The sequence below is a fragment of the Pirellulales bacterium genome (assembly GCA_035533075.1).
Lineage (GTDB): Bacteria > Planctomycetota > Planctomycetia > Pirellulales > JAICIG01 > DASSFG01.
Genome location: DATLUO010000009.1, coordinates 20715 through 33042, shown reverse-complemented (window position 1 = coordinate 33042; position 12328 = coordinate 20715). Strand labels below are relative to the sequence as shown.

Genomic DNA, 12328 nt, shown 5'->3' with positions numbered 1-12328 from the left:
GGCGACGGCAACAGCAGCACCGGCACGGTCAGTCTTTCCAGCGGCACGCTGACCGTCACGGGGAGCCATCTTTACAGCACGACCGGGACGGAAGCGGTGACCGTCGTCTTGACCGACGACACGCCGGGCACCGCCACCGCCACGGCCAGCGCCACGATCACCGTGGCCCCTGCCGCGACGATCACGCCGGTGGGCACGGTCACGATCAGCGCCACCGAAGGAACGACCTTCAGCAGCACGGCGTTGGCCACCTTCACCGACACCGACGCCACCGCAGTGGCCAGCGACTTTACGGCCACGATCAACTGGGGCGACGGCAGCACGCTGGACACCGTCAGCGGCGCCTCCATCACAGGATTGGGCGGCACGTTCACCGTCGCCGGCAGTCATCTCTATAGCGATGAACTGACGGCGGGGAGCGTCTCGGTCGTGTTGACCGAGACCACGCCCAGCAGCGGCACGGGCACGGCCACCGGCACGGCCACCGCGGCCGAGGCCGACGTACTGACCGCTGGCACACCGGTCACCGCCACCGCCGCCGAAGGAACGACGTTCACCGGCACCGTGGCCACCTTCACCAACACCGGCTATCCGACGAATCCGGCCAGCGACTTTACGGCCACGATCAATTGGGGCGACGGCACGAGCAGCACGGGCACGGTCAGCCTCGCCAGCGGTACGCTGACCGTCAGAGGGAACCACCTTTACAGCACGACCGGGACGGAAACGGCGACCATCGTCCTGACCGACGACACGCCGGGCACCGCCAGCGCGACGGCCACGGCAACCGTGACGGTGGCCGCTGCCGCGACGCTCACGCCCGTGGGCACGGTCACCGTCAGCGCCACCGAAGGAACGACCTTCAGCAGCACGACCCTGGCCACATTCACCGACAGCGACACCACCGCCGTGGCCAGCGACTTCACGGCCACGATCAACTGGGGCGATGGCACCAGCAGCACGGGCAGCGTCACCGGCTCGGGCGGCACTCTCACCGTCAGCGGCAGTCACCTTTACAGCGACGAACTGTCGGCGGGCAGCGCATCGGTGGTCTTGACCCAGACCACGGGCACGGCCACGGGTACGTCCACCGGCACCGCCAACGTGTCCGAGGCCGATACGCTGGCCGCCGGCACGCCGGTCACGACCACCGCCACGGCAGGCAGCACTTTCAGCGGCACGGTGGCCACCTTCACCAACACCGGCCATCCCACCAATCCAGCCAGCGACTTCACGGCCACCATCAACTGGGGCGACGGCACGAGCGGCACAGGCACGGTGAGCCTGACCAACGGCACGTTGACCGTGACGGGTAGCCACGTTTACGGCGCGGCTGGGACGGACACGGTGACCGTCGTGCTGACCGACGACTCGCCGGGCACCGCTTCGGCCACGGCCACGGCCACGATCACCGTCAGCCCCAGCACCACTCCGCCGACCACCACCGGCAATCTGGCCGGTCAGGCCGGAGATGGTACGAACCTGACCTTCGTCACGAACCTGTATCGCGAATTACTCGGCCGAGAGCCGGACGCAGCGGGCCAGGCTTATTGGCTGGGCATCCTCGGCGGCAACGGCGCCAGTTCCGCGGTGCGGGCCGAAGTCGCCCGTGGGTTCCTCTATTCGGCGGAGTTCGACATTCACTTCGTCACGCTGCTCTACGTGGATTTCTTGGGACGCGCGCCCGACGCCCCCGGCCTGCAGTTCTTCAGCGGAAGACTGGCGCAGAAGCATGACCTGGTGGAGATCATCAAGTTCATCGCCGGATCGCAGGAATACTACGTCCGCGCCGGCGGCACGGACCAGGGCTTTGTGACCGCCCTCTATCGCGATCTTTTCGGCCGGGCCACCGACCCGACGTTCGCCTTCTGGGTCAATGAGATCGGCGCCGAGGGTCGGGATAACGTGGTCAGCGGGATGCTGCTGACCTCGGAAGGAGGCAACAAGTTCTTCAACGGCAACTTCGAGGCGTTGCTGGCCAATCCACCGGTGGCCTCGGCGGGAACGGTGCAGACCGGCAACTACGCCCTGGCCAACCTGACGGGCAACGGCTACGCCGACCTCTTTTTCCAGGGCAACCCAGACCCAACGCTGGTGAGCACCGCCGTCAGTCAACTGCTGCATAATGGTGGCAAGAACGCGATCGAGGCGCTCGTCGGCCTGCTGTCGAGCAGCCAATACTACGGATAGCCAAAACGCAGAGCGTGGCCGCGACGCCGTTGTTCGGCAGGTAGTGCAGGTCGAGCGCCGCCGCGGACTCGATGCCGTTGACAGCCAGCAGGCAGCCATCAGGCTTGGAGATATCCAGCAGCGGGCCGTAATCTTCGCCGGTCGGCTTCGAGCCGAATCTTGTCAAGCGAGACACCATCGTCGCGATCTTTGGCGTCCAGCATTCCGAACCAACGGTTGCGGTGCTTCAGCCGGCGCGGCGGTCGAAGTCAACGGCCCCAACCCTTGACGGGCGGCGCGGCGTTTGGTCAATTTCGACGCAGCCGCTCGATTTGTCCAGCCTCAGGATTACCGCATGTCTTCCGACGCCGATCGCCGTCCCTGGTATCGCGAGCTGACCCGCTATCACTGGTTCGTGTTTGTCGTCGCGGCCCTGGGGTGGCTGTTCGACACGATGGACCAACAGTTGTTCAACCTGGCGCGGCGCCCGGCATGCACCGACTTGCTGGGCCTGCCGCCGTCCGATCCGAGCATCGACAAATTCGGCGGCTATGCGACCTCGATTTTCTTGATCGGCTGGGCCGTCGGCGGACTTGCCTTCGGCGTGCTCGGCGACCGCATCGGCCGCGCGCGAACGATGCTCTGGACGATTTTGATCTACTCGCTCTGCACCGGCTTGAGCGCCTTTTCGCGCACCATCTGGGACTTTGCCCTCTACCGGTTTTTGACGGGCCTGGGCGTGGGCGGCGAATTCGCCGTGGGCGTGGCGCTGGTGGCGGAGGTCATGCCCGACCGCGCGCGGCCCTTCGCCCTGGGGCTGTTGCAGGCCCTGTCGGCCATCGGCAACATTTCGGCCGCGTTGATCAGCCTTGGTCTGGGGCGGCTGGAAGAAACCGGTGCGCTGGAGCGGTTCTTCGCCGAGCAGTTGGGATTCACTTCGGTGAGCGCCTGGCGGGTGATGTTCGTCGTGGGCACGGTGCCGGCATTGCTGGCCATCTTGATTCGGCGGAAGTTGAAAGAGCCGGAGCGCTGGAGGGCGAAAGCCACCGAAGGCGAGGTGGCCAAGAAGCTCGGCTCTTATGCGGAGTTGTTCGGCAACCCGCGCTGGCGCTCGCATGCCTTGGTCGGCCTGGGCCTGGCGTTTTGCGGAGTCGTGGGGCTGTGGGCCATCGGGTTTTTCAGCATCGACCTGACCCGGCTCGTGTTTCGCAAGACCTTCGAGGCCGAAGCTCGCCAGCGTGGCGGCGGCGCCCTCGATCGGAGCTTTCTGGCCCTGGTTCTTTCCGATCGATCGGCACTGGAGAAAGCCAGCGACAAGATTCAGCCCTCGCACCTGCTCAGCCCCGAACCGGGCACGCGCGACGCCGAGCGGCTCTACGCGGCCGCCGTCGATCTTTTTCAATCGGGCGAAACCGCCACGCCGGAGGCGCTGTTGAACGCCCTGGACCAAGGCAACCCCGCAAAAAAACTCGCGCCGCAGACCGCCGAGGAGCGGCAGCGGCGGCAAGCCTATCTGGACGCGGCCAGCCAGGGCAGCGACGACGTCGAGGCGCACATCGACCGCATCGGCAAACGGACCCGCGACATCAACGGCCGCCTGACGCTGTGGGCCGCCTTGACCTCGGTGATGCTGAACCTGGGCGCGTTCTTCGGCATCTACGCCTTTAGCCGGGTCACGCACCTGCTCGGCCGGCGGCCGACCTTCGCCATTTCGTTCGTCCTCGCCACCCTGAGCACGGCGATGGTCTTCTGGTATTTTCAAACCATCACCGACGTGTTCTGGATGATTCCGTTGATGGGTTTCTGCCAACTGTCGCTGTTTGGCGGCTATGCGATCTATTTTCCCGAGTTGTTTCCCACGCACCTTCGCAGCACCGGAACGTCGTTTTGCTACAATGTGGGGCGGCTTGTGGCGGCCGCCGGGCCGTCGGCCCTGGGATTGCTGACCAGTGAAGTGTTCGCCGGCAAGAGCGAGCCGATGCGGTACGCCGGCGTCAGCATGTGCAGCGTTTTCTTGCTGGGTCTGTTGGTGCTGCCCTTCGCCCCCGAAACAAAAGGCAAGCCGTTGCCGGAGTGAGTTTCGCCCCTAATTGTTCGCATCGGGAATTTCCCTGCCGCCGGTCGGTTTTGACACCAAGCCTCGGCCGGCGCTCGCGCTTTCCAGGCGCGCAGGCGGTCAGTTCCTGCTTCGGCCCCCCGAAATCGGGCGCTAAAACCCCTCCCATTCTTGGCTCCCCGGCGATTCTCGCAATTCGGATTTGCCATTCCTCAGAATTTTTAGATAATCAGCGCTGTTTTTGCGGGAATCGGATATCGAGAGGCGGCTGGGGGCGGAGTTCTCTTTTACAGGGCTGGCAGGCCATGAAGCAACGTTTCATCGAGTTGACCGCAGGCGCTCAGCGGCTGGTGTCGATCGACCATATCACGTGCGTCACCGACCAAGGAGGCGGCAAATGGCTGCTGACCATTGTCGGCACGCCCGGCGTCGCCATCGACGGCGAGACCGCCGAGCACGTGCTCAAGATCCTGCGACGGTACGCGATCCCAGGCCAACCTGCTTCCGAATAGCAGCAGTGCTTTGTGGGATGTCGCAAAAAGCATCGCACCGCTCCGCTAGTTTCGCAAGTCGTAGCAGAACAACTTGTCCTGATCGCGCAGATAGAGTTGCCCGCCCGCAATCACGGGATGAGGCCAGGCGTTTCGGTCGCTACGGTCCGGTTGCTGGAAACGCCCCTTCAGCTCAAAGCCCATCGGCGAAGCCCGCACCAGGCTGACCAGCCCTTGCTCGTTGCGGCAATAAAGCATGCCGTCGGCATAGAGCAGGGAGCACTTGCCGCAGCTTCGGTCTTGCCACAGCGATTTGCCCGTCTTGAAATCGAGGCAGCGGAGGATTCCCGGATCGTCGCAGCCGTAGAGGTGGCCCTCGACCACTACCATTCCGCCGTGATGGTTCTTCATCTCGGAGGTGAAGTAGACCTCGGTGGCTTCCCACATTTTTCGCTTCTTCGAGAGGTGTACCAGGCCGCCCCCGGTGCCATATCCGGAGGCGGCAAAAACGCTGTCGTCGAAGAAGACCGGCGTCGAACAGTTGGCGGTGCCATTGGCCGGTTTGTTGTATCGCCACAGCAACGCGCCCTTCTTGGCTTCGACTCCCACCACGCCCTGATGGGTCAACTGCACATACTGCTTGGTGCCCGACACCTGAATCGGCACGATCGAGGCGTAATCGGCGGTATCGCCGATGGCCGAGGCCCAGACAGGCTTGCCGCTGGTCTTGAGCAGGGCCACGATCGTGGCCTGATCGCCGCCGGGTGTGCAGAGCACCCACTTGTCGTCGACCAGGACCGATTCGCAATATCCCCAGCCTCCCACGCGGCCACCGAAGTCGGCCACGAGATCGTGCCGCCAATGCAAGTTGCCCGTCTCGGCATCAAGGCACACTAGGTCGCCGTTCAGCCCCAAAGCAAAGACGCGGTTGCCGTCGACCGTGGGTGTCGCTCGCGGGCCAGGGTATCCGCCGCCGTTGCTACGCACGGGTCCGGTCGGCACCGCCCACACACCTTGGCCCTGCTTCGTGCGGTCGAGGGCCAACACCCACTCTTGCCCGTCTTTGTTGCCCATGACGTAGACCAGGTTGCCGGCGACGCTGGGCGCCGAAAAGCCCTCGCCCAGACCGTCGGCCTGCCATACCAGTTTCGGCCCGCCTTCGGGCCATGCGCCGAGCAGCCCCTTTTCGTCACAACGGGCATCGCGTCGCGGCCCGCGCCACGACGGCCAATCGCCCGCAGCATCGGCAAAGACAACGTGCGGCAACAGTAGCCACATCAACAAGCAAACGGCGACCGGCCGGCTCATGCAAATCTCTCAATTGAGGTCATTCAAATTTCAGCAAGCTGAACGTCTTGTGCGGAGCGATGCGTTTCGCGCCGCCCAGCCCGGTCAGTTCGATCACAAAAGCGCAACCGACGATTTGCGCGCCGCAGCCTTCGACCAGCCGGCAGCAGGCCTGCATCGTGCCGCCGGTGGCCAGCAGGTCGTCGACCAACAGCACGCGGGCGCCCGCGGCCAGGCCGTCGCTGTGAATCTCCAGGCTGTCATTGCCATACTCCAGATCGTAGCTGAAGCGGCGTGTTTCGAAGGGGAGCTTGCCCGGCTTGCGCACCGGCACGAAGCCTTTGCCCAATTCGATCGCCAGGGGGGCCGCGAAGATGAATCCGCGGGCCTCGGCGGCGGCGATCGCGTCGATGTCTTCATTCCGGAACGGATCGGCGAGCCGTTTGACCGTTTCCCGCAGCGCGTCGGCGTCGGCCAGCAGCGGCGTGATGTCGCGAAACAGAATGCCCGGCTTGGGAAAGTCGGCGATCGTGCGGATGAATTGTCTGAGATCGAGCGCGTCGGTGGATTTCATTCAGCTGCTGCGGTTCAGGTATCCCACGATGCCGGCGGCGGCCGCCAGTCCCATGCAGGCGGCCAAGACCACCGCCATCGCCGCCGAAATCGCGGGATGCGAAGCGACCATGTCGAGCATCGGACATCTCCTGGGGTGAGTGGGCCAACGTCCGCATTGTACGGTATTCGCCGGGCCGTGGAAGCGCGGAAAACGCGGCCTCGCTCCTTCTCGCAGCATCTTAACGTTGAGTTGGTCCCACCCTACGACGATGGCTGCCTGCGTGCAAATCGGGCCAGCGGTTGTTACACTAGGCACAGCGTATCGCGAGTTGCCGCCCTCCACCCTGCCTGGTCCCCAATTTCTCCATGAAGAATTTCGTTTTGGCGTTGTTGTTTGTCGGTCTCACGGCACTGTGCTGGGGCGTGTATGGTCCCGTGCTGAACCAGGGCCAACGCGACATGGGCGCCCATGCCCACTGGCGGCCGTTCATCTGCGTCGGCCTGGCCTACTTTGTGATTGCCATCATCGCGCCCGGCGTGCTGCTCAGGCTGCGGCCGGAGCGGGGCGGCTGGACGTTTTCCGGCACGCTGTGGAGTTTGATCGCCGGCGCCGCGGGAGCCTTGGGGGCGCTGGGCATCATCCTGGCCTTTACCAGCGGCGGCAAGCCGATCTACGTGATGCCGCTGGTGTTTGGCTGCGCTCCGGTGGTCAACACGCTTTACACGATGTGGACGCACCGCGATCACGGCCGGCCGAGCGCGTTGTTCGTGGCGGGGCTGATTATCGTGGCCGCCGGCGCCGTGACGGTGCTGGTGTTCAAGCCGTCCGCCGCGCCGGCCGCCGTGGCCCAGGCGGCGGACCACGCGCCGGCCGAAGTGTCGCTGGTCCAGACGGCGGTGGTCACGCTGTGCGTGGCGATGACGGCCCTGTGCTGGGGCGTGTATGGCCCGATGTTGCACAAGGGCCAGATGCTGATGCAGGGCAGCCGCTTGCGGCCGCTGGTTTGCGTGGGCGTATCGTATTTCGTCATCGCCGTGCTGGTGCCGGTCTTCATCTTGCTGTTCACGACGGAGGACAGCAGCTTCACCTATAACGGCAGCTTGTGGAGCCTGGCCGGCGGCGCCGCGGGGGCCGTGGGCGCGTTGGGAGTGATCATGGCCTTCAACTTCGGTGGCAAGCCGATCTACGTCATGCCGCTGGTCTTCGGATGCGCTCCGGTGATCAACACGTTGATCGGCATTCAGCTTCAGGGCGCCAGCTCGATCCATCCGATCTTCTATGCGGGCCTGATCCTGGTTGTGGCGGGCGCGGTGACGGTGCTGGTGTTTGCTCCCCGTGGCGGACATGCCCCCGCGGCCAAGACACCGGCCCACGGGCCCGCGGGCACCCAGCCCGTCGGCACGTGATGTTGCGAGGGACCTGCCATGACTGCCGACGAAGCCATGCGGCGGATCGACGCGCTGGTCAGCCACATCTGGGTGGTGCGCACGTTCGTCAAGCACTCGGAAGAGGCCGAAGACGACGACGAACTGATGGAGGTCGTCCGCACGCTCTACGACTTCTGCCTGGCGTTGGGGCCGGCCTGGACCGCCCAGGACTCGGCCGAATATCTGAAGCTGGTTCATAAAAAGCATGCCGGCCTGCGGGAAGCGGCCGCCAAGTTCGCCGAGTTGCAACCGCAGGTCTCGGATCACACGAACTATAAAATGGCCGTGCGATCGCTCACGACGGCGGTCGAGGAGATCGGGAGCGTGCTGTCGGCGGCGACGGTAAAAATGTAGCTCCGCCACCGTCCGGGTTGCCGCCCGCAGTTCACCTTGAAAGCGCTGCTGTGGTTGATGGTAGCGGTCGCTGCGAAAGTTCTAAAGGGACTCATCCGATTTCCTCCCATGACGCTGTCGGGTGCTCGTTTGTTTTCTCGTGGAACTTTGCCGCGAACCGACCGGTGCGAGCGGATGCACGGCCTGTTCGTACTTAAACACCAGGTCGCTTAACACATCGAGATAGTCGTCTTCATCGCGCGACAGCGAAGGCCGTTCCAAAAGCCGATCAATGGCTGCAATCGCGCGGTCCAACTCGGCTTCCGACTGAATCGGCCTCAGCGGGACTCTTTTGACAAGGTCAAGGTATGTCTTTGTCGCGGCTAACACTCGCAATCAGCCTTCTTCGTTCGCCAACTTCAACGTCAGCTCGGCGATCACGCCTTGCTGCTCGCTCAGCTCCTCGTATTCACGCTGCGCGTCGGGCGGCAACTCGGCGGCGCCGCGATGGGCCTTGTCGAGCGCCTCGGTGCGCTGGTTCACGTCGTCCTGCATCCATTTTAGCAGCTTCAGCTCGGCCAGCATCTGACTGGGGTCGGCGGCGTTGGCATTTTGCTCGCCCGGCTGAGATTCGCTTTCTTGTTCTTGAGGCCCGCCGGCGGCCGGTTTGAGGGCCTCTACCGCGTGCGTCAACAGGTCGATGGCGCGTTGTTCCGCCTGTTGCGTCGGCTGGCCGGTCTTCTGCCCGTCGAGCAGCAGGGCGGCGCGTTGCATCTGCCGGTCCGCCTGCTGCAAGGCCAACCGAAAGACGGGAGTCGCCGCCATCTTGGCCGCCAACTCCGCCGCCTCTTGCGACATCTCATGTTGCTGCTTTCCCAAGTCGCCGACGCTGATCGCCTGGGCGCGAGTCAATTCGCCTTGCGACTGCTCGACCTCGGCGTAATGATGGGTTTCTTCCAGCAGTTCCCGCTGCGCGTCGGCCAGGGGCTTGAGATGGTCTTCGAGCCGCGCCATCTGTTCCTGGGCCAGATCGGCTTCGGCCTGCGCCAGCCGTTTGGCCAGCTCTTGTTGTGCCTGCTCGAGATCGCGCTCGGCCTCGGCCGCGGCTTCGGCCGCGGCCCCGGCCTGCCCCTGGTCGGCCTGACCCTGGTCGGCCTGACCTTGATCGGCCTGTTCCGCGGCACGCTCCATGTTCGCCCCGCCCTGCGTCGCTTGTTGGCCTGCCCGTTCGGCCTGCAATCGCTGTAATGAGCGAGCCAGACGCTGAGTGTCGGCGGCGGCGTCGCGCTGCTGGCGCGTGAGCCGCTCGAGCTCGCGTCGCCGAACGGCATCGCCGGCCTCATCGGCCGCCGCCCGCCATTTCTTTTGCAAGCCCTGTTGCCGTTCGCGAAGTTGATCGAGCTGCTCTTGGGCTTCGCGGAGCTTCTTCACCAGCCGGCCCAACTCATGCTCGCGGCGGTTGGCCAGAATGTCGAGCATCTCTTGCAAGTCGTCGGCCGCCTGGCGCTGGGCCTGCGTGGCCTGGCCGAATTGGTTCTTGCCGATCTGCCTGCCCGACTCGTGCAAGGCCTGCGACACGCCGCGCTGGCGCGCGTGCGCCAAAGCGTCGGCGATGCTGCCGGCCGACAGCGGATCGCCCGTCGCGGCCTCTTCGGCCGTCCGCTGCATGCGCTCCTGAATCTTGTCGAACTGCCGGGCAAGATCGAGTTGCCGCGCGGCCAGCTTCCCCAAATCGGCCTGCTCCTGCGGCGTGAGCCGGTTGAAGTCTCTGGCCAGCGTCTGCCGCCCGGAGTCGGCCGAATCGCGATTCAGCTCTTCCTGCTGTCGGCGGAGCGTGGCGATCTCGCGGTGGAAGCGGCGGAAGTTGTCCCACTCGGCCAGCGAGGCGGTAAGCCGCTCGAGCGTGGCGATCACCTCATCCTGGTGCCCGGCCGCGGATGTCAACGGCGCCGCGACCGCACTGGCGCCCGCCGGCGGTGCCGCGGCTTCCTTGGTCGCGCCGGACGGCAGCTCGACCTGCGCCGCCTTGATCGCCGCCGTCAGCTCGCCGCCGATGGCCGGCAGCTCGTCGCGGCCCAAGCGGTCGATCTCGTCGAGCAGCGATCGCATCTGCCGCTCGACGTCCGGGCTGTCGACGTTGTTCTGCTCCAGATCGGCGAGCAGTCCGGAAATCTGGCTCGTCACGCCTTCGCTGGGGCTGGTGAGTCCGCGCTCGACCTGCCGCTGCAACAATTCGGCGCTTTGCAGGTGGTCGATGTCGTGCCTTTGCAGGCGGCCGACCCGCCGCAATTGGATGTCGGCGTCGGCGAGCGGCGACCGCGCATCGCGCTGGAGCTTCAGCAGCCGGCCCAGCTCGCCGACGATAAAGTTCTGCCGCTCGGCCAGCCGCTCTCGCAGCTCATCGGCGGTGATGACCGTCAACCGGACGGGCTGACTCTGCCCGCGATGCGGATGATAATCCGTGGCCGTGGCGTAGAGCGTGATCTGCGCGCCCGGCTTGAGCCCCAATGCCGCCAGGTCGAGCTCGTGAGAAACTTCGCGAGATTCGCCGCTTTCCAGCTTCGTGGCCGCGTCCGTCCGCGGTTGCGGAGTCTGCGGCGCTTGGTAGACGACGATCTCCGTCTCTTGTTCTTGCGACCGGTCGCTACGTGAGAACCGCAAAGCCACCTGCGCCAGTGCCAGATCGTCTTTGGCCGCGACGCGCAGGGCGACGTTCGCGACGGGCGTCACAAAGGCGTTGGCCTGCGGCTGCTCGATGGTGACCGTGGGCGTGAAATCTTCCACTGCGCGAATCTCGTAGCGGGTCTGTTCGCCGCTGGAGAACCCATCCCGGTCGACCAGCTCGATCCAATAGGCCCCCGAACGTTCGACCTTGAACTGCGACGCCGCGTCGCCGGGCACGAGAAAGCGTCGGCCGTCGTCGGTCAGCCTGGCCGGAATCGCCTCATCGTCGTTGACATGCACTTTCACGGCGCTGGCCGGTTTGCTGGTGCGGCCCGACAGCTCGACCAGCGTCCCCACCAAAGCGCGCAGGTGCGGTTCGGCCGTCTCGGCCGGCCAGCCGGTGTATTCCGGATAATGAAGCCTCACCGACAAGTCTTCGATCTGCGGCGGCTCGACGACTTGCAGGTCGGTCCACTCCATCGAGTAATCGTCGCCGCCCACGGCGCGATAGGAAAACGAGCGTGTGACGTTTTCCTTGCGGGCCAACATGGCGTCGTTCACCCGCCGCATCGGCTCGCTGGTTTCCGTGGGCGACGACTGCGACTCAGGAAAGCGAAACTGAATCGACACTGCGTCGGGCAGCCTGGCCCCTTGGGCATCCTTAAGCTCGACCTCGAACGTTTGCCCGGCCGCCAGTCGTCGCACCGGGTTGACAAACTCCAAATGATTCTGCTTGGGCCACTGCGTGCTTCCCCACGGTGCCGCCAGCCGCGCGACGGCGATGCCGGTCGCGGACACGTTGAAAAACGCCAGCGCGAGCACCGCGACGAGCGATGCGCCGGCCAGCCACAGCGATCGGCGGGCCAGTCGCGGCTCGACCGTCTCTTCGAGCTTCAGGCGGTCGATTTCGGCGGTGGCTTCGGCGATCACGCTGCGCCGCAGGGCCGCCGAGCCGGCCAGGGCGTCGTCTTCGCGTTCGCGCAGGAACCGCATGGCGCTGGCCAGCCGGTCTCGCAAGATCGGCAGCCGCGCTTCGAGTTGCAGGGCCAGGTCCACGTCGGTCAATCGGGCGCGCAACGCCGGCCACAAGAACCGATAGCAAGCCCAGCCCATCGCCAGCCCGAGCGCCAAGGACGACATCAGCCGCAGGCCGCGGTCTTCGTAACGCACGACGTAATCGAGCATGCCCAGGGCGAGACCGGCGGCGACAACCACCGCGACCAGCCTGCCCGCGGCATCGAGCATTAGCGACCGCCGCACCCGGTGCCGCACCGCAGCCATCTTTTGCTCGAGAACATGAGGCATATTGAACCAGGTTGCCCTTCGGTGCCGTCATTGTGGCACG

9 protein-coding genes are annotated in these 12328 nt (G+C 65.3%); 5 read left to right on the top strand and 4 right to left on the bottom strand.

Annotation, left to right across the window (positions count from 1 at the left end):
* The 3 genes from VNH11_00750 to VNH11_00740 form a co-directional block, all read left to right on the top strand.
* Window positions 1-2190, top strand: a 2190-nt coding sequence (locus VNH11_00750; protein ID HVA44887.1) for a DUF4214 domain-containing protein, incomplete at its 5' end; no start/stop codon positions are given.
* 334 nt (window positions 2191-2524) lie between these two features.
* Complete coding sequence (locus VNH11_00745; GenBank protein ID HVA44886.1) at window positions 2525-4246, top strand: MFS transporter; 1722 nt, start codon at window positions 2525-2527, stop codon at window positions 4244-4246.
* 284 nt (window positions 4247-4530) lie between these two features.
* Complete coding sequence (locus tag VNH11_00740) at window positions 4531-4737, top strand: hypothetical protein (protein ID HVA44885.1); 207 nt, start codon at window positions 4531-4533, stop codon at window positions 4735-4737.
* A gap of 45 nt (window positions 4738-4782) precedes the next feature.
* On the opposite strand, the gene VNH11_00735 is transcribed toward VNH11_00740, so the two are convergent.
* Window positions 4783-6024: a PQQ-binding-like beta-propeller repeat protein gene (locus VNH11_00735; protein HVA44884.1), complete on the bottom strand. Its 1242-nt coding sequence runs from the start codon at window positions 6022-6024 to the stop codon at window positions 4783-4785.
* A gap of 19 nt (window positions 6025-6043) precedes the next feature.
* A complete protein-coding gene (locus VNH11_00730) occupies window positions 6044-6577 on the bottom strand; it encodes an adenine phosphoribosyltransferase (protein ID HVA44883.1) in 534 nt (177 codons plus the stop codon).
* 347 nt (window positions 6578-6924) lie between these two features.
* On the opposite strand from VNH11_00730, the gene VNH11_00725 reads away from it, so the two are divergent.
* Both VNH11_00725 and VNH11_00720 read left to right on the top strand, forming a co-directional pair.
* Entirely contained in the window at window positions 6925-7965 is a 1041-nt protein-coding gene (locus VNH11_00725; protein HVA44882.1) for a hypothetical protein, read from the top strand.
* An 18-nt stretch (window positions 7966-7983) separates the two neighbouring features.
* Window positions 7984-8340 carry an amidohydrolase gene (locus VNH11_00720; protein ID HVA44881.1) on the top strand — a complete coding sequence of 119 codons (357 nt, stop codon included), beginning with the start codon at window positions 7984-7986 and terminating at the stop codon, window positions 8338-8340.
* An 81-nt stretch (window positions 8341-8421) separates the two neighbouring features.
* Here VNH11_00720 and VNH11_00715 read toward each other — a convergent pair whose 3' ends face one another.
* Window positions 8422-8634 carry a hypothetical protein gene (locus tag VNH11_00715; GenBank protein HVA44880.1) on the bottom strand — a complete coding sequence of 71 codons (213 nt, stop codon included), beginning with the start codon at window positions 8632-8634 and terminating at the stop codon, window positions 8422-8424.
* An 81-nt stretch (window positions 8635-8715) separates the two neighbouring features.
* Window positions 8716-12288 (bottom strand): DUF4175 family protein, encoded by a 3573-nt coding sequence (locus tag VNH11_00710; protein ID HVA44879.1) that lies wholly within the window; start codon window positions 12286-12288, stop codon window positions 8716-8718.
* Window positions 12289-12328: the final 40 nt, after the last annotated feature.

Bases quoted from the DNA above. Each gene is read 5' to 3' on its own strand.
- VNH11_00745 (HVA44886.1), top strand. From the start codon at position 2,525: ATGTCTTCCGACGCCGATCGCCGTCCCTGGTATCGCGAGCTGACCCGC.
- VNH11_00740 (HVA44885.1), top strand. From the start codon at position 4,531: ATGAAGCAACGTTTCATCGAGTTGACCGCAGGCGCTCAGCGGCTGGTG.
- VNH11_00735 (HVA44884.1), bottom strand. From the start codon at position 6,024: ATGAGCCGGCCGGTCGCCGTTTGCTTGTTGATGTGGCTACTGTTGCCG.
- VNH11_00730 (HVA44883.1), bottom strand. From the start codon at position 6,577: ATGAAATCCACCGACGCGCTCGATCTCAGACAATTCATCCGCACGATC.
- VNH11_00725 (HVA44882.1), top strand. From the start codon at position 6,925: ATGAAGAATTTCGTTTTGGCGTTGTTGTTTGTCGGTCTCACGGCACTG.
- VNH11_00720 (HVA44881.1), top strand. From the start codon at position 7,984: ATGACTGCCGACGAAGCCATGCGGCGGATCGACGCGCTGGTCAGCCAC.
- VNH11_00710 (HVA44879.1), bottom strand. From the start codon at position 12,288: ATGCCTCATGTTCTCGAGCAAAAGATGGCTGCGGTGCGGCACCGGGTG.